Here is a 19181-nt window from a genome sequence, read left to right on the forward strand (position 1 = left end):
GCCCGCACCCGCTGGCACCGCGCGGTTGCGGCGGTGCCTGCACCGGCACCGGCATCAACCGGTAAAACACTCGCTCACGAACTGTGCGTCCGGCACGCCCGCCGCCGCGGCCGCTTCGCGTGCTCCCTGCACGAGCGGCGGCGGCCCGCACGCGTAGAGATCCGGCAGCGCGCCCGTCTGTGCAAGCGCCGCGCGCAACGCGTCGACCGGCGTGCCGCGATACCCCGCCCATGCCGCGCCCGGCCGCCACACGCACAGATCGACGTGCAACCGCGGCAAGTCGGCCTGCAATTGCGCGAGCGCATCGAGCATGAACAGTTCGTTTTCCTGATTGACGCCGAAGAAAAGCCGCGCGTCGACCGTCTCCTGAAACTCCGCCATGCGCCGCAGCATCGACAGGATCGGCGCGAGGCCCGTGCCGCCCGCGACGAACCAGCGCGGCCGCAGGCTGTCCGCGAAAAGCCCGAAGCCGCCCATCGGCACGCGCACGGTCAGCGGATCGCCGGGCCGCGCGCGCTCGCCCAGGTATGTCGAGAACCCGCCGTCCGGCCGCAGCCGGATCACGAATTCGAGGCGACCGTCCCAGTTGCTCGTGTTCGCGAGCGAATACGGGCGGCGCCGGCCGCTGCCGGGCACCTCCAGCTCGGCGAACTGGCCGGGCTCGAACTCCACCGCCGAGCCGAATGCGTCGTCGGGCTCGACCTGCAGCTCGACCCGCATCGTGCCGGCCGCGATCGGCTCGAGCGTCGCGATCCGCGCGGTGCGCACGGGCACCGGGTGCAGCAGCACCTTGGCTCTGTCGTACGGCGCGGCGATCCGCAGGTCGCCGCGCGGCAGGGTCCGGCACAGCAGCACCTCACCGCGCTCGCGCGGGCCCGGCGGCCGCACGCCGGCGCCGTCGTCCCGACTCTCGTACGGGCCGTCGACGACGGTCGCCCGGCACACGCCGCAACTGCCGCGCCGGCATTGCGACGGCAGCGTGATGTCCGCGTCGGCCGCCGCCGACAGCAGATCCTGCCCGGCATCGCAGCCGAAGTCGAACCGCGCGCCGTCGCGCGTCGTGATGTCGATCCGGTAGGTCATCGGTCGATCCCGTTCAGGCCGCCGGATGCGCCAGCGACTCGGCCAGGTCGGCCGCTGCGTCGCCGATCGGCCGGATGCCGAACTGCTCGACCAGCACCGCGAGCACGCCCGGCGTGACGAACGCCGGCAGCGTCGGCCCGAGCCGGATGTTGCGCAGGCCGAGCGCGAGCAGCGTCAGCAGCACGGCCGCCGCCTTTTGCTCGAACCACGAGATCACGAACGACAGCGGCAGGTCGTTCACGCGGCATTCGAGCGCATCGGCGAGCGCGGTCGCGATCCGGATCGCCGAATAGCTGTCGTTGCACTGCCCGATGTCGAGCAGGCGCGGCAGGCCGCCGATCTCGCCGAACGCGTGCCGGTTGAACCGGTACTTGTTGCAGCCGAGCGTCATCACGACCGTATCGCCGGGCGTCTGCTCCGCGAACGCGGTGTAGTAGTCGCGGCCCGGCGCCGCGCCGTCGCACCCGCCGATCAGGAAGAAATGACGGATCTGTCCGGCCCGGACCGCGTCGACGACGCGATCCGCCACGCCGAGCACCGCGTGGCGGCCGAACCCGACCGTGATCGTCTCCGCCGGCGGCGTGGCCGGGAAACCGGGCAACGCCTGCGCGGCGCGGATCAGCGTCGAGAAATCGCGATGCTCGAGATGGCGCACGCCCGGCCAGCCGACCGGCCCCGTCGTGAAGATCCGCTGCCGGTACGGCGCCAGCGGCTCGACGATGCAGTTGGACGTCATCAGGATCGGCCCGGGGAAACGCGCGAAGTCGGCCTGCTGGTCCTGCCATGCGCCGCCGTAGTTGCCGACGAGGTGCGGGAACGCCTTCAGCACCGGATATGCGTGAGCCGGCAGCAGCTCGCCGTGCGTGTACACATGGAGGCCCGTGCCGGCCGTCTGTTCGAGCAGCGCGTGCAGATCGCCGAGATCGTGGCCCGACACGAGGATCGCCTTGCCCGCCACCGGCGACACGCGCACGGCGGTCGGCTGCTGTGCGCCGAAACGGCCGGTGTTCGCGCTGTCGAGCAACTCCATCACCGTCAGGTTCAACCGGCCGAGTTCGAGCGCCTGCGCGAGCAGCACGTCCATATCGACGGGCGCGCGGGCGAGCAACGCGAGCGCCGTCTCGATCCCGTCGTAGACGTCGTCGCGCTCGTAGCCGAGCACCCGCGCATGATGCGCGTACGCGCACACGCCCTTCAGCCCGTACAGCACCAGCGCGCGCAGGCCGACGATGTCCTCGCCCACCTCGTCGAGGTCCGCGTCGATGCCGGCGCCGGCGGCCTGCTCCAGCAGGCCGGCCAGATCGTCCGCCGGCTGCCACATCGCCGGCCCGTGCTGCGCCGGGAGAATCGAGCCCGCCGCCCGCACGCTCGCCTCGCACGCGGCCTTCACGCGATCGCGCACCTGCGCCGCCTCGCGCAGCAGCGCGACGAAACGCGCCGCATGGAAATTCACGTTGGTCAGCGTCGTGAACATCGCATACAGCATGAAGCGGTCGGCGTCCCGATCGGGCACGCCCATCGCCCGCGCGATCGCGCCGTATTGCGCGATGCCCTTCACCGCATGGACCAGCAGGTCCTGCAGGCCGGCCGTCGTCGCATCCTTGCCGCAGTTGCCTTTCACCGACGCGCAGCCGGGCCGTGCGCCGGTGCGGTCGGTCTGTTCGCATTGATAGCAGAACACGGTGCTCTCCTTTCTCGATCATGGGGGCGCAGGTCGGCGCGAACGGCGGCGGAACGCGGGCTCCGGGCCGCCGGGCATCCCGCCCGTTCAACGATGCCGGCTGCATGAATCTTTTTCATGATGTTTCCGCGCGCGTTGCGCCACCGTGATGCAGATCAAGAAGCGGCAGGCGCACCGGTGAGGCAACTTGTCGCCATGACGGCTTGCCGGCGTCGGCCGCGCGAACGTCTCCGGGTGGGCCTGCATGGCCGGGATCCGCGCATTCGAAGGCCTGCCCACCGTCGCGATGCCCGTCGTCGCCCGCCCGTTTCCCCGTTTCCCCGTTTCCCCGTTTCCCCGTTTCCCCGTTTCCCCGTTTGCCCGTTTGCCCGTTTGCCCGTTTGCCCGTTTGCCCGTTTGCCCATTCGCCCATTCGCCCATTCGCCCGGTTGCCGCATGCGGCTAGAGCGATTGCCTCCCCGTCGCGTTCATCGCGCCGGCTAGGCACGCGCACGCGATTGGTCTAGTCTGCACGGTGTTTCGCGACGCAAGCCGCCAACCCGAACCGCTTCCGATGACAACGATTCCAAACCGACGATCCCGCCTGCGCGGCGGCCTGCTGGGCCTGCTGATCGGCGACGCGCTGGGCGTCCCGTACGAATTCCACGACGCCGCGTCGATCCCGCCGCCCGCCGCGATCGACATGACGCCGCCGCCGGGCTTTGCACGCGCGCACGACGGCGTGCCGCCCGGCACCTGGAGCGACGACGGCGCGCAGGCGCTCGCGCTGCTCGACGCGCTGTCGGACGACCGCGACCTGAATCTCGACACGTTCGCCCGCAACCTGCAGGACTGGTTTCATCGCGGCGCCTTCACGCCGGACGGCCGCGTATTCGACGTCGGCCTGCAGACGCAGCGTGCGTTCCACGCGCTGGCAGCCGGCGCGGCGCCCGCCGTTGCCGGCCCCGGCGGCGAGCAAGACAACGGCAACGGCTCGCTGATGCGCTGCTTCCCGGTCGTGATGGTCGCCGCCTCGCGCGACGAAACGATCCGGCTCGCGTGCAAGCAGAGCGTCGTCACGCACGGCCACGTGCGCTCGCAGCTGTGCTGTGCGCTCTATGGCCTGACCGCAATGGGCATCGTCGAAGGACAACCGGCGCCCGATGCGGTGCGCGCGGCCGAAGACGAGTTGCTGACGCGCTACGCGGGCACCGCCGACGAGGTCGAACTGAAGGTCGTGCTCGACGGCCGCTTCGACGCGCCGCAAGGGTCCGGTTACGTGGTCGACAGCTTCTGGTCGTCGATCCATTGCCTGCTGTCGACGCGCAGCTACGAAGACTGCGTGAAGCGCGCGATCGCGCTCGGCAACGACACGGATACGACGGCGGCCATCGCCGGCAGCCTCGCCGGCGCGCTGTACGGCGAGCACGCGTTACCCGGCCGGTGGGTCGCGGCGCTGCGCGGGAAAGAACAGGTCGAGGGCCGGCTCGCGAAATCGTGAGCGCTCGAAGAGAATACGCAGCCAACAGCAGACGGAGACCGGATGGGGCAGTACGCAGACGAAGACTGGTACGAACAAGGCGTGGCCGACTACACCGCGCAGTACGGCACGGTTCCGCCACCGTGGGTCATCGCGCCCGATTCGCACCCGTACAGCATGGGGTGGCGAATGGGGGGCGGCGAAACGTTCATGATGGTGTTTCAGGAATGGTGGGAGCAGCGTGCGTGGCAGGCGAGCGAACGCGTGACCTACTTCCTGAAATGGCCGCCTCCGCCGCGCTGGATTCCGTGGATGGCCGACGCGATCTGGAATCTCGAACCGTGGGAAGCGGACGGCGAATTCGACTACACGCGCTACTACGCACGGCTCGAGCAGCTGGGCTTCGGCGGAACCGCCGACGTGGAGGCCGACATGGACGACAGCCGCTGGGAATGACATGACCGGGCCCTCACCGGCCCGGCCGCGTCACGCGCGCCGGTCGCTTGCCAGCAACCCGTACAGCGCGCTGTCCGACACTTCGTCGCCGACGATCCAGCGCTCCCGCAGCAACCCTTCCCGTGCGAATCCGAGCCGTTCGAGCAGCCCCGCCGACGCGACGTTGCGCGGATCGATATCGGCTTCGAGCCGGTTCAGCCGCAGCGTGCCGAACGCATGATCGATCACGGCCGAGGCCGCTTCGCGCATGTATCCGCCGCGCCAGAACGTGCGCCGCAGGCTGAAGCCGATCTCGGCGCGCCGGCATTGCTCGTTCGCATGGAACAGCGCGCATTCGCCCAGCGCTTCACCGGTTTCCCGCAGTTCGAGCACGCAGATCAGGTCCTGCCCGCTCGCCGACGTCTTCAGGTTGCGCGCGACGCGCTCGATTGCCTGTTCGATGTGCGTCATCGGCGAGAACGAGAAATAGCGCATGGCTTCCGCATCCGACCAAATCTCGAAGAAGGCGTGCGCGTCGGCTTCGCGCAGCGGCCGCAGGACGAGGCGGGAAGTTTCCAGCGTGACGGGTTCGAACAGGGGCATGGCGACAGTCGGTCGAAAAACGGGATCGTGAATTAGAACACGCAAGCCGCCAGTCGGCCATCGCGCGCGTTTGCACGGCGCGGCCCGCCGCGGCAACCGGCGCGCCGCACGACACAAGGCCCGGGCATCGCCCGGGCCTCGTCACGTCATCCGCTACCGCCGGCCGCGCTTACGCCTCGAGCGCTTCGAGCACCTTCCCCTTCGTCTCGATCCCGACGAAATGCACGGTCGCCGCCGCGATCAGCGGCACGACGCCGATCAGGTAGAACGCCGGCGCGAGATTCCCGCCGATGATCGCGTGCGGCACCACCATCGGCGCAACGAACGACGCGATCTTCAGCCAGGCGCTGCCGAGCCCGCAGCCCGACGCGCGGATGCTCGTCGGATACTGTTCCGGCGTGTACACGTAGGCCGTGATGAAACCCGACGCCATCAGCCCGAGCGACAGCGAGCAGAAGATCGCGACGACGTACACCGACGACGCGTGATAGATGCCCGCGAACCCGAGCGACAGCGCGCACAGCACGAACGACCACACGATCACCGGCTTGCGGCCGAGCTTGTCGACCAGCAGCGCCGACGCGAGCGACCCGAGCACGCCCATCACCGAGCCGATCACCGCGAGGTTCAGCGCGAGCTGCAGCGGCGCGTGATAGAAGTTCTTGTAGATCGTCGGCAGCCACGTCGACAGCCCGTACTGGATGAACCCGCAGGTCGCCCACAGCGTCGCCACCGCGAGGGTGCGCTTGCGATACGCGGCGCTGAACAGGTCGCTCATCCTGCGCTTCGGATGCTGGCGCACCATCTCGTCGAATGCGGCCGCCTGCGTGACCGGCGGCAGCTCGCCGCGCACCGACGCCTCGAACGCGCTCACCGCACGCCCGGCTTCCGGAAGCCGCCCGCGCGACGCGAGCCAGCGCGGCGATTCCGGCACGAGGCGCGTGAGCACCAGCGACAGGATCAGCGGCAGCCCGCCGACGAAGTACATGATCTCCCAGCCGAAGCGCGGCACGAGCCACGCGCCGAGCGCCATCGACACGAGCAGGCCGATCGGGAACACGATCTCGTACAGCAGCACGAACCGGCCGCGGCCATGCGCGCGCGTGATCTCGTTGATGTAGGTCGCCGCGACCGGCAGCTCGCCGCCGAGGCCGAGGCCCTGCAGGATCCGCAACAGCACGAAGACCTCGAAGGTCGGCGCGAACCCGCAGGCGATGCTCGTGACGCCGATCACGGCCGAGCTCCAGGCGATCGCCCTCACCCGGCCATGCTTCTCGGCCAGCGCGGGAAACAGGAATGCGCCGACCAGCTGGCCGATCGCGCCGGATGCGATCAGCAGGCCGATCTGCGTCGGCGACAGCCCCCATTTGTGAATCAGCAGCGGCAGCGTCGCCGCGATCGTGATCACGTCGAAGCCGTCGAAGAACGTCGCGGCGCCGATCAGCACGCGCGCGCGAATCTGCATCGCGTTGGCCGGCAGCCGCTCGAGCCGCGCGATGATCGTGCCGGGCGTGGCGGCGGCGGCGTCCATCGTGGCGCGGCCGGCCACGACGTTGTCGAAAGTGCTCATGCGGGGTGTCTCCTTGGTCTCGGCGCCCGGTCAGGCCAGTGCCTTGCTCGTGTCCGCCAGGGCTTCCGTATCCACTGCCCGGCCCTGGTTCATCCACTTGCGCGCCAGCTTCAGCTCGCGCGCGTTGTTCACGGCGATGACACCTCTCACGTGCCCGTCGCCCAGGAAAAACAGCGTCGCGCGGCGCGCGGCGAGCTCGCCGCGCACGACGAGCTGCGCATCGGCCGGCAGATCGCCGAGGATCTGCAGGTTCACGTCGTACTGATCGGACCAGAACCACGGAATCTCCGCGTACGGCGCGCGCTCGCCGAGCACGGCCTTCGCGGCCGCGATCGCCTGGTTCTGCGCGTTGGCCCACGATTCGAGCCGCACGCGCCGCTTCAGCCAGCCGTTGTGATGGTTCGCGACGTCGCCGCACGCGAAGATCGCCGGGTCGCTCGTCGCGCCGAACTCGTCGACGACGATGCCGTCGTCGACGGCCAGCCCCGCGTCGCTCGCCAGCGACGCGTTCAGCGCGAGGCCGATGCCGGCCACCGCGAAATCGGCGTCGATCGTCGTGCCGTCGGCGAGCGTCGCGCGCACCTTCGACGCGTCGCCCGGCTGCGCGTCGAGCGAGGCGAGCGCCGCGCCGAGCCGCACGTCGACGCCGTTCGCGCGATGCAGGTCGAGCAGGAAATCCGACACGATCTGCGGCACCGAGCGGCCGCACAGCCGCGGCGCGCCCTCGACCACGACCGCGTCGACGCCGAGCTTGCGCGCGGTCGCCGCCACTTCCAGGCCGATCCAGCCGCCGCCGATCACGAGCACGCGCCGGCTGGCGCGCAGCTTCTCGCCGAGCGCGGCCGCCTCGTCGAGCGTGCGCAGGTAATGCAGGTGCGGCGTCTTCACGAGCGCGTCCGGCAAGCGGCGCGACGTGCCGCCGGTCGCGATCACGAGGCGGTCGTATTCGATCTCGCGGCCGCTATCCGTGCGCACGACGCGGCGCGCCCGGTCGATCGATGCCGCGCGTTCCGGCTGCCAGGCTTCGACGTTCAGCGCGTCGAATTCGTCGGGATGCACGACGCGCACGGTCTCGATGTCGGCGTCGCCGGCCAGCACGGCCTTCGACAGCGGCGGGCGCTCGTACGGCAGGTGCGGCTCGTCGGCGATCATCACGAGACGGCCCGCATACCCTTGCGCGCGCAGCGTCTTCAGCACCCAGCCGGCGGCCTGGCCGCCGCCGATCACGACGACCGTGCCGGGCGCGGCCTGCGCCTGCGTGTTCGCTTCGCTCATGATTTGCGCTCCGTCATGAACTTGCCTTCCGGCGCCTTCGCGTCCTTCTGCCGGCGCGTGTTGCCGTCGAGGCCGCCGTCGACGGCCCACTCGGCGAACACGGTCGGGCCCGGCTCGAATTCGCGCGGCTGCCACTCGGGCGTCAGCATGTCCTCGTCCGCGTAGTATTCGATCAGGCCGCCGGCCGGGTTCTGGAAGTACCAGAAGTACGCGGACGACACCGGGTGGCGACCCGGGCCGAGTTGCGTTTCCCAGCCGCAGCGGTCGATGTGCATGCCGCCGCCGAACACTTCGTGGATGTCGCGCACGGTGAACGCGACGTGGTTCAGGCCGCGCTTGGCCGTAGGCAGCGCGAGCAGGAACAGGTCGTGGTGGCCGCCGTGCGGCGCGCAGCGCATGAACGCGCCGCGGCCCGGATAGCGGTCCGACGTCTCGAAGCCGAGCAGGTCGTGATAGAACGTTTCCTGCGCGTCGAGGCAGTTCGTGAAGAACACGACATGCCCGACCTCGACCGGCTCCGCACGCGCATAGATCGGGCTCGGCTGGTCGACGCGCAGCGTACGGCCCCACACGTTCGACGGCGAGCCGGTAATGTCGAGTTCGCGCTTGCGCGTGACTTCGACGCGGATCGCCATCCCGTTCGGATCGGTGCAGCCGAGCGCATCCTTCCGGGCGTAAAAACCGGGCTGGCCCGCGAACTTGCCGCGCAGCGCGTCGAGTTCCTGCTGCGTCGCGACGCCCCACGTGACCTCCCGCAGCGTCGGGCCCGCCTCGAACGCGGGCGGCAGCGCCGGATCGTCGGCCTTGACGACCAGCACGGTGCAGCCGTTCAGCGTCTCGAAGCGCACCTGCGTTTCGTCGTGCGCGACTTCCTTCAGCCCCCAGTCGGCGAAAAAGCGCCGGCAGGTCGCGAGATCGTCGACACCATACGTGATCTGCTCGATTCCCAAGATGCTCATTGCGTCATTCCCCTTCGCTCAGTTCGCCCACGGCAGCGGCGCGTCGTTCAAGCCCCAGTAGAGGCTCTTCTGCTGCATGTACTCGCGGATGCCGAGACGCCCCTTCTCGCGGCCCATCCCGCTCTCCTTCCAGCCCGAGAACGGCGTGGAGATCGAGAACAGCTTGTACGTGTTGATCCAGACGGTGCCCGTCTCCAGCGCGCGCGCAATGCGCCACGCGCGCTTGTAGTCGCGGGTCCAGATTCCGGCCGCGAGCCCGAACACGCTGTCGTTCGCCTGCGCGATCAGCGACGCTTCGTCGTCGAACGGCATCGCGACGAGCACGGGCCCGAAGATCTCTTCCCGGCAGATGCGCGCGCTGTTCGGCAGGCCTTCGAGAATCGTCGGCTGATAGAAGAAGCCGTGCTCGCGCCCGTCGCCCGTCGGACGCTCGCCGCCGCACAGCAGGCGGCCGCCTTCCTCGAGACCGAGCGCGACGTAGCGCTCCACCGATTCGCGATGCTTCGCGGTAATCAGCGGCCCCATCTGCGTGTCGGGGCGGGTCGGGTCGCCCACGCGCAGCTTGCGTGCGCCGGCCACCAGGCGCGCCATGAACGCGTCGTACACCGAGCGCTGCACGAACAGCCGCGAGCCCGCGATGCACGCTTCGCCCGACGAACTGAAGATGCCGTACAGCACGCCGTTGACCGCGTGGTCGAGATCGGCGTCGTCGCACACGATCGTCGGCGACTTGCCGCCGAGTTCGAGCGACACCGGCATCAGCTTCTCGGCCGCGAGGCGCGCGATGCCGCGCCCCACCTCGGTGCCGCCCGTAAACGACACCTTCTTCACCAGCGGATGCCGCACGAGCACGTCGCCGATCACCGAGCCCTTGCCCGGCAGCACGCTCAGCACGCCCTTCGGCACGCCGGCTTCCTCGCAGATGCGCGCCAGCGCGAGCGACACGAGCGGCGTGACTTCGGCCGGCTTGAGCACCACCGCGTTGCCGCCGGCGAGCGCCGGCGCGAGCTTCTGCGCATCGGACGCGATCGGCGAATTCCACGGCGTGATCGCGGCGATCACGCCGATCGGCTCGTACACGCTCATCGTCAGGTAGTCGCCGCGCGACGGCGTCAGTTCCTCGTCGAGCGTTTCGAGGCACGCCGCGAAATAGCGGAACGTGTTCGCGGCGCTGGCCACCAGCACGCGCGTCTCGCCGATCGGCTTGCCGTTGTCGCGGCGCTGCAGGTTCGCGAGCGCCTCGTGGCGCTGCATGATCAGATCCGCGATGCGGTACAGCACCTGCGCGCGCTGGTGCGGCTTCAGCCCGGCCCAGTCGGCGCGGCGCCATGCCGCGTCGGCGGCCTCGACGGCGTCGGCCGCGTCTTCCGCGTTCGCGGTCGACACTTCCATGTTCGGCGACTGGTCGGCCGGATAGACGCTCGTGTACGGCGCGCCACGGCCGCGCCGCCACTCGCCGCCGATCAGGATGTTGCCGTCGGGCACGAGGCTCGTATCGAAAGGAGTCATGTCACAAGTCCCACAAATCTGTGTCTGCACGTCCGCCCTCGCCGTGGCGCGGGCGGACCTTCAATGGCCCGGTCAGATCACGCAGCGGGCCGCACGGTTGCGCAGCGCGCGGATCGCGCTGTACGCCGTCAGCGCGGACGTCTTCGGGTTGTCGGGCAGCGGCTTGCCGCTCATTTCCAGCGACATTTCGCCGAACGCGCCGCGCGCGACGATGCGGTGCACGTTGCGCGTCACGGCCGGATCGGCGATCAGGCGCACGTGCGTCGCGTCGAGGCCCAGGCCCGCGAGCGCCACCGTCGCCGCGACGTTCGCGTTCTTCGGATACAGGCGCGCGGCGTCGCGCGCGGTGCCCTCGAAGATCACCTTTTCCTCGCGCATCGCGCCCAGGTCGCACAGCGCCTCGGCCGGCGTGCCGAGCCAGCCGAGCGGCGGCTTGCGGCCGACGTACAGCACTTCGTCGAGGCCGCCCTGCTTCGCGGAAGCCAGCGCATCGATGCCGCCGATCGCGCCGGACAGCAGCGTCACGGTCGCGTCGCCTTCGTCGGCCGCCTGCGACAGCACGTCGAGCAGCGCGAGATCGGACAGCGCGCCGATCGACGCGACCGCGCAATCGGTGCCGGCCTTCAGCAGCGGCACGACGTGATCGACGAGCGCGCTGTGGCCCGCGCATTCGAGCGCGAACGCGGGGCGGCAAGCCAGTGCGTCGACCGACGACACGACTTCCACCGCCGCGCCGAGCACGCCCTGCACGGCCGCGCGCTGGTGCTCCGGCACGATCACGTGCGCGACGCGCAGCGACGCGTCGTGCTCGACCCCGTGGTACACGGCCGCGCCGATCGCGCCGAAGCCGATCATCGCGACATCGACGGGAGCGTGCGCGTTACGCATACTGGCGCTCCGTCGGCGCTTCCTTCTTCACCGGCGGGCCCGCGAACGCCGACGCGAACGAGCCGACCGACAGCATGTCGACCTCGACCATCACCGGCCCTTCCTTCGCCATCCCCTCGCGCACGATCGCCTCGGCCTGATCGAGTGACGTGATCCGGTAATGCGTGAGGCCGAAGCTCGCGCAGAACTGCGCGAAATCGGGCTGGTGCAACTGCACGAAGCAGCGGCGGCCGCCGTAGTGCGCGTCCTGGATGTTGCGGATCACGCCGTAGCACTGGTCGTTCATCAGCACGATCATCACGTTCGCGTTTTCCTGAACGGCCGTCACGAGTTCGCCGACGTTGACCATCAGGCCGCCGTCGCCGACGAGGCAGACGGTCTTTGCCGCCGCGTCCGCCAGCGCCGCGCCGATGCCCATCTGGATGCCCTGGCCGATGCCGCCGCCGAGCGCATGCACGCCCGAGCGCGGCTCGAAGATCTTCAGCAGCCGGTTGCCCCAGGTGCTGTTCGAGATCGTCACGTCGCGCACCCAGTTGTAGTCGCGGCCGATCGCGCCCTGCAGCGTGTCGACGAGCGTCTTGTACGGCCCGAGGCCCTTCGCCACGTCGGCCGACGCCTGCTCGCGCGCCGCCGCGAGATCGGCCGCGAATTGCGGGTCGACCGCCAGGCGGCCTTCGAGGCGGTCGGCCAGCTCGGCCAGCACGCGCTTCGAATCGCCGTGCACGAACAGCTCGTTGCGATAGCCGCGGTTGTCGGCCAGCGCGTCGGCGTCGACACGGAACAGCGGCTGCGGCAGCGCGAGCTTGTACTTCAGCGTTTCGTTGCCGCGCAGGCGCGAGCCGACGACGACGAGCGCGTCGCAGGTCTTGTAGAACGCTTCGACGGACGCGTGCACGTTGAATGCGCCGAGCGTCGCCGGATGATCCTCGGGCAGCACGCCGCGGCCCTGCACGCTCGTCACGACGCCGAAGCCGAGCTTCACGAGCCGTTCGACTTCCGCGCGGGCGTGGCGGGCGCCGCCGCCGAGCCACAGCAGCGGGCGGCGCTTCGCGGCGAGTGCGTCGGCGAGCTTCGCCACGCGGGCGGCGTCGTGCTCGCGCACCGCGACGTGCGCCGGCGCGAGGTCTTCCGGCCATTCGATTTCGGCGGCCTGGATGTCGATCGGAATCTCGACCGATACGGGGCCCGTCGGCGCGGTCTGCGCGATGCGCACGGCTTCGCGGATCGTCGGCAGCACGGTCTCGACCGTGCGCACGCGGAACGCGGCCTTCGAAATCGCGTCCAACATCGACAGCTGGTCGGGCGCTTCGTGGATGTACGCGAGATCCTGGTCGAGATACGGCGTCTCGATCTGCCCGGTGATGTGCAGCAGCGCGGTGCCGGCCGTCAGCGCCTCGACCATCGCGCCGGCCGCGTTGCCGGCGGCGGTGCCCGTGCTCGTGAACGCGACGCCGAGGCCGCCCGACACGCGGGCCAGGCCGTCGGCCATGTTCAGGGCGCCCGCCTCGCCGCGCGCGCCGACATACCGGATGTTGCCGCGCGAATTGATCGCGTCGAGGATCGGCATGTTGTGGATCGAGATGACACCGAATGCGGTTTTCACGCCGCACTGCTCGAGAAAGGCGGCAATCAGCTCGCCAACCGTGGTTTTTTTAGACATGGCGTGCAAAGCCTCCAGAAACGTCGATATGGCTGCCCGTCGTGTAGGACGACAGATGCGTTGCGAGATAAAAAAGCGCCCAGGCGGCCTCGTCGGGCTTGCCGAAGCGATTCAGCGGAATGTTCTTCTTGCGGGCGAGCGCGCCCGTCCAGTCTTCCCAGCTTTCGCCGGGCTGCGCCTGCGCCTCGTGACGGCGGCGCCACTGGCCCGACTCGACGATGCCGATCAGGATCGAGTTCACCCGGATGCGCTGCGGCGCGAGTTCGGCCGCGAGCGACTTCACGAGGCTCAGCACGCCGGCGCGCGCGGACGACGTCGCGACCATGTGCGGCTCGGGCTGCAGCGCGAGCAGCGAATTCACGCAGGTGACCGTCGGCGCGTGCGCGTCGCGCAGCAGCGGCAGGAACGCGCGCGTCGGGCGGATGATGCTGAAGTACTTCAGCTCGAGTTCTTCGCGCCATGCGTCGTCGGTCGTGTCGGCGAAGGTCGACACGCGGCCCTGGCCGGCGTTGTTGACCAGCATGTCGGCGCGGCCGAAGCGGGTGGCGACCGCTTGCGCGAACGCGCTCACGTCGGCTTCGTCGAGCACGTTGCAGCGCGCGGCGAGCAGTTGCGCGTCCGGATGTTTCGCGCGAAGCCCGGCCTCGGCGCGCGCGAGACGGTCGCTGTCGCGGCCGCAAATCGCGACCGACGCGCCGGCCTGCAGGAAGCGTTCGGCGGTCGCGAGGCCGATGCCGGACGAACCGCCCGTCACCACCGCCACCTGCCCGGTCAGATCGATCTCAATCATCGGAGTCCTAAAGCCTTCAGAAACGTATGCTCGTCATCCGAGCGGTAATTGAGCCGCCGCGACAGTTCCGCCGCCGCGCGCTGCACCTTGTCGATCAGCCCGTCCGAGATCAGCGCCGCGTCGATCTCCGGGCGCGGCACCGTCACCGTGATGCACGCGACGATCCGCTGCGTCTCGTTGCGCACCGGCGCGGTGACCACCGAGATGCCGCGCTCGAACGACGAGTTGCTGACGCCGTAACCGCGCAGCGCATCCTCGCGGATCACTTCGTACAGCGCGTCGACCGTCTCCGGCGTCGCGCTCGTCATCCGGTTCAGCGTGCCTTCCGGGTACAGCACGTGCAGCTCCTGCAGCGACAGGTCGCCCATCAGCACGTGGCCGTGCGTCGTCGCATGCGCGGGCAGGCGCGTGCCGACGTTCACGCGGATCGAACTGAACACCGGCGACTGGCTCTGCGCCTTCGCGACGAACACCACGTCGCGGCCGTCGCGGATCACGATGTGCGTCGTGAAGCCCGTCGCGTCGCGCAGGCTCTCGATCACGGGCAGGCCGAGATCGGTCAGCTCGAGCGAGCTCAGGTATTCGAAGCCGAGCCGCAGCACGGCAATGCCCAGCTTGTAATTGCGGTCCTTGTCGGCGCGCTCGAGGAAGCCGAGCGATTCGAGCGTCTGCAGCAGACGGAACACCGTCGTGCGCGGAATGCCGAGCCGCTTCGACAGCTCGGGGGCGCCGAGCACCGGCTCGCGCGGCGAGAACTCCGCGAGAATCCGCAGCCCGCGTTCGAGGCCGGGCACCACGTAGCCGGCGTCGGCCTTGCCGTTGTCGGGCGCTTGTTGCAGCGGTTCGCTCATGCGCGCCCCCGTTGCAGGTCGCACTGACGGCAGAAGGTTTCGATCAGCGCGGAATAGGCCTCCGGCGCTTCCACGTAGCCGGCGTGACCGACCTGCGGAATCACCTGCAGCCCGACCTGCGCGGCCGCGGCGATCCGCTCGCATGCGGCCGGCGGCGTAATCGCGTCGTTCGCGCCGACGGCCACGGCCGTGCGGCCGCGAAAACCGGCGAGATCGGCCGCGAGATCGGCGTTCGCAAGCAGGTGCGTGGCCTGCGCATAGCCGTGCGGCACGATGCGCGCCATGTTCCAGCGCACCCAGGCGCGCGCGTCCTCGCTCGCGAAACCGGACAGCATGTTGCCGCTGCGCTGCCTGGCGAGCCCGGCAGGGCCGAGTTCCGCGAGCATCGCGAGCCGCGCGTCGCGGCGCGATTCGCGCGTGTCGGCGGGCGCGCTGCCGTAGCCGCCCGCGGGCGAGATCAGCAGCAGGCCGGCGATCCGCCCGGGCAGCGCGCGGGCCAGCCCGCCGGCCACGATCGCGCCGAGCGAATGGCCGACCAGCACGTAGCGTTCGATGCCGAGCGCCTCGAGCCACGCGTTCAGCGACGCCGCGTAATCGGCGGCGACCGGCGACGCGCCGGACACGGGCGTCGACACGCCGTAGCCGGGCGCATCCCAGGCGAGCACGCGGCGCGACGCGCCGAGCGCGTCGAGCTGGCGCACCCACGACGCGGCACCCGAGCCGATGCCGTGCAGCAGCACGACGGGCAGCGTACGGCCCGCATGCTGCGCGCCGGCTTCGCGATAGCCGATCGTGCCGGCCGCGCCGGCCGCGCAACGCTGCTCGGGAAACTGCCCGAGCAGCGCGGCGAATGCCGACGGACGGCCCTGATCACGTTTGTCGATGACACGCATTGCTTTGCCCGCTCCGTCTCAACGCTTGATCTTCGCGAGCGGCGAATCGGGCGGATACGTCGGCGTGATCGGCTTCGACGAACCGAGCATCACGCACATCAGCGCGTCTTCCTCGCCGATGTTGATTTCCGTGCGATACACACCCGGCGGCACCGAGATCAGGTCGCGCTCGCCGAGGATCGCTTCCCACGTCTCGCCGTCGCGCTCGCAGATCACCTTCATCTTGCCGCGCAGCACGAAGAAGATTTCCTCGACGTCGATGTGGATGTGGCTCGGGCCGATGTTGCCGGCCGGAATGACCATCGTCGAGAACGTGAAGTTGCCGGCCGGCACCGTGTTGACGTCCTTCGCGACGCCCGTGCCGCCCGTGCCGACATAGCGCATCTGCGCGCGACGGTACTTCGGGTCGTAGTCGGCCTGGAACTTCAGCGCGTCCCAGTCGTAGCGCCGCGTTGCGTAGCGCGCCACGCGTCCTTCCATCCAGTCGCCGAAGCTTGCGTCTTCGGGCTGGTCCCACGACTTGCGTTCGAGATCGGCGTCCGCCATCGTCCTCTCCTTCATCAAGGGTAAAAACATCAATTCATTACGAAGCCGCCGTTCACCGGCAGCAACTGGCCCGTCACGAAGCGCGCGCCGTCCGACAACAGGAACAGCACGGGGCCCGTCACGTCGTCGGGCACCTGCGCGCGCGTCAGCGCGCGGCCCTGCATGTAGAACGCATGGCGTTCGGCCGGCACGTAGGCCGTCGCCTCGACTTCGGTCAGCCCGGGCGCGATCGCGTTGACCGTCACGCCGTGCGCGCCGAACTCGCGCGCCTGCGCATGCGTCATCGCGATCACCGCACCCTTGCTCGCGACGTACGCGAGCAGCTTCGGCGCGCCCCACAACGCGGTGTCGGACGCGAGGTTCACGATCGCGCCGCGGCCCGACTGCGCGAGGTGCGGCAGCGCTGCATTGCTGACGAGCCACACGCCGCGCACGTTCACGTTCATCACGGCGTCCCAGGTCGACACGTCGAGCTCCGTCGACAACTTGCCGCCCGAGTTCGTGATCGCCGCGTTGTTGATCAGCGCGTCGATGCCGCCGAGCGCCGCCGCGCCCTGCGCGACGAACGCGTCGACGCTCGCCGGATCGGCCAGGTCGAGCGTGAAGAAAAATGCGGCGTGGCCGGCCTGCGTGAGCTGCGCGGCCAGCGCGCGGCCCTCGTCGGCGAGCACGTCGCCGAACGCGACCTGCGCGCCCGCCGCGACCAGCGCCTTCACGAACGCCGCGCCGAGCCCGCGCGCGCCGCCGGTGACGAGCACCCGGCGCCCCGCGAGCGACACGACCGGTGCGTGCTCAGCCATTTGCCGGCTCCGCCGCGGCCTGCGCCGCGCGATGCGCGTCGAGCGCGGAAAGATGTTCCTGCGCGCGCTGGCGCAGCATCCGGCGCACGCGCGTGATGCCGACGTCGTGCTGATACAGGTATTCGTGATCGCGCGCTTGCGGCGCGAGGCTTTCGAGGACGTAGCGGTCCTGCTCGAGCACGTCCCAGTGCAGGCCCTCGAGACGGTTGCGGTACATGAAGCGCCACACGTCGCGCTGCCAGCCGCCGACCTTGCGCGTGCGCCAGAAGTAGACCTGGCAGTGGTCGCCGTCGACCGGCGTCGCGAAGCCGATGATCCCGAAGTTGCCGCCGGGGCCGAACTTCTGCTTGTACGGAATCGCGAGACGCATCCACAGGCAGCCGGTTTCGCCGAGCTCCACCCAGTCGAAGTTCACGTCGCGCTGGCCGATCTTCTCGAACATCAGGCCCGTGTCCGTCTTGCGCACGCGCATGTCGGCCTGCTTGTCGCCTTCGGCCATCGAGTGCGACGTCGCGTGCAGGTAGGCGCCGTGCATCGGGTCCATCACGTTGTCGATCGCGTACTGGTAATTGCACGTCCAGTTCGACACGCACAGGAAGTGCGCGTACTCGTCGTCGACCAGTTCCTCGGGCAGGTTCAGCGGCGCCGGCTCGCGATGCGCGTCGTCGCCGAACCACAGGAAGATCGCGCCGGCACGCTCCTCGACCGGATACGACTTCACGCACGTCGTGCCTTCAAGCGGACAGTTCGACACGGCCGGCACGCGGCTGACCGTGCCGCCGCCGTCGACCTCGATGCCGTGGTACCAGCAGGCGATGTTGCCGCCGAGGTTCCAGCCGAGCGACAGGCGCGCGCCGCGGTGCGGGCAGCGATCCTCCAGCGCGTGGACCTTGCCGTCGTGATCGCGCCACAGCACGATCTGCTCGGACAGGCGCGTGAGGCCGACAGGCGCGTTCGACACCTGCCAGCTCGGCGCGACGGGATGCCAGTAGTTCTTGATGCCGCGGTCGAGATAGTCGCGGACCGGGTCGGGTTGTGTCGTGTTGTGTTGTACGGGGGACGTCATCAGTGTGCTCCGGATTCGGTTGTCGTCGGATCGTCGGGTCTCACGCGCTCGGCGCGCTCATTCCGCGAGCGCGGCCAGCTCGGCGCGGAAGCGCTCGGCGGTCCACGGCGAGCCGTCCGGCGCGCGGAAGCCGATGCGGTTCAGGCCCGCGACGACCTCGTCCAGCTCGACCGCGCCGGCTTCGAACACGCGCTCCAGCGCATCGCCGAGGTCGTTCTCGTACTGGGTCGGCGCGGCCTTGCGGTTCTGCCAGACCTGGTTCCCGGCCTGGCCGGGGATCTCGATCTGCCCCTTGCCCGCGACGTTGTTCGGCTGCGGCGCCACCCACGGCTTCAGGAAGGGATTGAAGTTGACGGTCGCTTCTTTCATGTCATTCCACCTTGATCTGGATTTCCTCGCCGGCGAGGCGCACCGCGTACTGCTTCAGCGCGCGCCCGCCCGGCCCCTTCAGGCATTCGCCCGTCCTGATGTCGAACACGGCCTCGTGCAGCGGGCATTCGACGGTGCCCTCGTCGACGAAGCCCTGCGTCAGCAGCGCATACGCATGCGGGCATACGTTCTCGAGCGCATACACGTCGTCGCCGACGCGGTAAATCCCGATTTCGACGCCGTCGGTCCGCTTGAACTCGATCGGCGTGTCCTCCGACAGCGCGCCGGCATGCCCGGCGCAAATCCATTGTTCAGACATCTCACACCCTTCCTTCTGAGCGACGCTCGGTTGTCTCCGATTTGTTCCATACCCGGAACAGCAGTTTATGGATGGTGATTATAGGAGCGACTTTCCACGAGTAAAACAAAAAGCTGCATGTCCTAGGGAAAACACCGACCGCCCGGTCGCCGATCGCTTTCTGACGCCTTGCCGGAAGTATTTTTTTGTTTTACAGCAGGGATTTACCGCCTTTTCCCGGGTGTGGCGCAGCGTCGCCGCGCAGCCGCCTGAAGCCGGTCCGTCCCGAAAAATTTATTTTTGATCCGGCGGCCGACGCCCCTATACTCCATTCCATCAGAGGCACACTGTTCCTTGTATGGAACATACGAATGCCCATCCATGGCAATCCCGCGCGACGGCCGGCCGTTCCCGCTCGCGCCGCCACGGCACGTTTTCATCAGGTT

Annotated in this window: 20 protein-coding genes; 3 read left to right on the forward strand and 17 right to left on the reverse strand. The window is 69.3% G+C overall.

The annotated features are described in order from the left end of the window. Nucleotides 1-54 precede the first annotated feature (54 nt). Nucleotides 55-1083, reverse strand: a complete 1029-nt coding sequence (locus tag GQ57_RS09130; RefSeq protein ID WP_031399094.1) for a 2Fe-2S iron-sulfur cluster-binding protein — start codon at nt 1081-1083, stop codon at nt 55-57. A 13-nt stretch (nt 1084-1096) separates the two neighbouring features. Further along, complete coding sequence (gene hcp / locus GQ57_RS09135) at nt 1097-2764, reverse strand: hydroxylamine reductase (protein WP_034197688.1); 1668 nt, start codon at nt 2762-2764, stop codon at nt 1097-1099. A 553-nt stretch (nt 2765-3317) separates the two neighbouring features. Between hcp and GQ57_RS09140 the strand changes: the two genes are divergently transcribed. Next, on the forward strand, nt 3318-4244 hold the full coding sequence (locus GQ57_RS09140) for an ADP-ribosylglycohydrolase family protein (RefSeq protein WP_031399096.1): 927 nt from the start codon (nt 3318-3320) through the stop codon (nt 4242-4244). Nucleotides 4245-4286: 42 nt separating this feature from the next. Further along, nucleotides 4287-4679 carry a hypothetical protein gene (locus GQ57_RS09145; RefSeq protein WP_031399097.1) on the forward strand — a complete coding sequence of 131 codons (393 nt, stop codon included), beginning with the start codon at nt 4287-4289 and terminating at the stop codon, nt 4677-4679. Between the two features lie 30 nt (nt 4680-4709). On the opposite strand, the gene GQ57_RS09150 is transcribed toward GQ57_RS09145, so the two are convergent. The 15 genes from GQ57_RS09150 to GQ57_RS09220 form a co-directional block, all read right to left on the reverse strand. Further along, the gene (locus GQ57_RS09150) at nt 4710-5261 is read right to left on the reverse strand and encodes a GNAT family N-acetyltransferase (protein ID WP_034197689.1); all 552 of its coding nucleotides are present in this window, start codon (nt 5259-5261) and stop codon (nt 4710-4712) included. Nucleotides 5262-5430: 169 nt separating this feature from the next. Continuing rightward, nucleotides 5431-6831, reverse strand: a complete 1401-nt coding sequence (locus tag GQ57_RS09155) for an MFS transporter (protein ID WP_034197690.1) — start codon at nt 6829-6831, stop codon at nt 5431-5433. Between the two features lie 30 nt (nt 6832-6861). Beyond that, on the reverse strand, nt 6862-8106 hold the full coding sequence (locus GQ57_RS09160) for an NAD(P)/FAD-dependent oxidoreductase (protein WP_034197691.1): 1245 nt from the start codon (nt 8104-8106) through the stop codon (nt 6862-6864). Then, nucleotides 8103-9065 (reverse strand): VOC family protein, encoded by a 963-nt coding sequence (locus tag GQ57_RS09165; protein WP_034197692.1) that lies wholly within the window; start codon nt 9063-9065, stop codon nt 8103-8105. Before GQ57_RS09165 ends, GQ57_RS09160 begins: the two co-directional genes overlap by 4 nt. 18 nt (nt 9066-9083) lie before the next feature. Further along, the gene (locus GQ57_RS09170) at nt 9084-10574 is read right to left on the reverse strand and encodes an aldehyde dehydrogenase (RefSeq protein WP_034197693.1); all 1491 of its coding nucleotides are present in this window, start codon (nt 10572-10574) and stop codon (nt 9084-9086) included. A gap of 72 nt (nt 10575-10646) precedes the next feature. Beyond that, nucleotides 10647-11462 (reverse strand): aspartate dehydrogenase, encoded by an 816-nt coding sequence (locus GQ57_RS09175; RefSeq protein WP_034197694.1) that lies wholly within the window; start codon nt 11460-11462, stop codon nt 10647-10649. Beyond that, nucleotides 11455-13122, reverse strand: a complete 1668-nt coding sequence (locus tag GQ57_RS09180; protein ID WP_031399104.1) for a thiamine pyrophosphate-binding protein — start codon at nt 13120-13122, stop codon at nt 11455-11457. The genes GQ57_RS09175 and GQ57_RS09180 overlap by 8 nt, the downstream gene beginning before the upstream one ends. After that, nucleotides 13115-13912 (reverse strand): SDR family oxidoreductase, encoded by a 798-nt coding sequence (locus tag GQ57_RS09185; RefSeq protein ID WP_034197695.1) that lies wholly within the window; start codon nt 13910-13912, stop codon nt 13115-13117. The genes GQ57_RS09180 and GQ57_RS09185 overlap by 8 nt, the downstream gene beginning before the upstream one ends. Continuing rightward, nucleotides 13909-14763, reverse strand: coding sequence for an IclR family transcriptional regulator (locus tag GQ57_RS09190; protein WP_031399106.1), 855 nt, complete (start codon nt 14761-14763; stop codon nt 13909-13911). Before GQ57_RS09190 ends, GQ57_RS09185 begins: the two co-directional genes overlap by 4 nt. Beyond that, entirely contained in the window at nt 14760-15656 is an 897-nt protein-coding gene (locus GQ57_RS09195; RefSeq protein WP_034197696.1) for an alpha/beta fold hydrolase, read from the reverse strand. The genes GQ57_RS09190 and GQ57_RS09195 overlap by 4 nt, the downstream gene beginning before the upstream one ends. An 18-nt stretch (nt 15657-15674) precedes the next feature. Further along, a complete protein-coding gene (locus GQ57_RS09200) occupies nt 15675-16202 on the reverse strand; it encodes a cupin domain-containing protein (protein ID WP_031399108.1) in 528 nt (175 codons plus the stop codon). A gap of 29 nt (nt 16203-16231) precedes the next feature. Further along, on the reverse strand, nt 16232-17002 hold the full coding sequence (locus GQ57_RS09205; protein WP_031399109.1) for an SDR family oxidoreductase: 771 nt from the start codon (nt 17000-17002) through the stop codon (nt 16232-16234). Beyond that, on the reverse strand, nt 16995-18068 hold the full coding sequence (locus GQ57_RS09210) for an aromatic ring-hydroxylating dioxygenase subunit alpha (RefSeq protein WP_031399110.1): 1074 nt from the start codon (nt 18066-18068) through the stop codon (nt 16995-16997). Before GQ57_RS09210 ends, GQ57_RS09205 begins: the two co-directional genes overlap by 8 nt. 57 nt (nt 18069-18125) lie before the next feature. After that, nucleotides 18126-18437, reverse strand: coding sequence for a recombinase-like helix-turn-helix domain-containing protein (locus tag GQ57_RS09215; RefSeq protein ID WP_031399111.1), 312 nt, complete (start codon nt 18435-18437; stop codon nt 18126-18128). A 1-nt stretch (nt 18438) separates the two neighbouring features. Then, nucleotides 18439-18756, reverse strand: coding sequence for a non-heme iron oxygenase ferredoxin subunit (locus tag GQ57_RS09220; RefSeq protein WP_027789384.1), 318 nt, complete (start codon nt 18754-18756; stop codon nt 18439-18441). A gap of 67 nt (nt 18757-18823) precedes the next feature. Between GQ57_RS09220 and GQ57_RS41485 the strand changes: the two genes are divergently transcribed. Further along, the gene (locus tag GQ57_RS41485; RefSeq protein ID WP_152603225.1) at nt 18824-19039 is read left to right on the forward strand and encodes a hypothetical protein; all 216 of its coding nucleotides are present in this window, start codon (nt 18824-18826) and stop codon (nt 19037-19039) included. The last annotated feature ends 142 nt before the right edge of the window (nt 19040-19181 follow it).

Origin of the sequence: Burkholderia sp. MSh2, from assembly GCF_000731655.1 — a bacterium.
GTDB lineage: Bacteria > Pseudomonadota > Gammaproteobacteria > Burkholderiales > Burkholderiaceae > Burkholderia > Burkholderia paludis.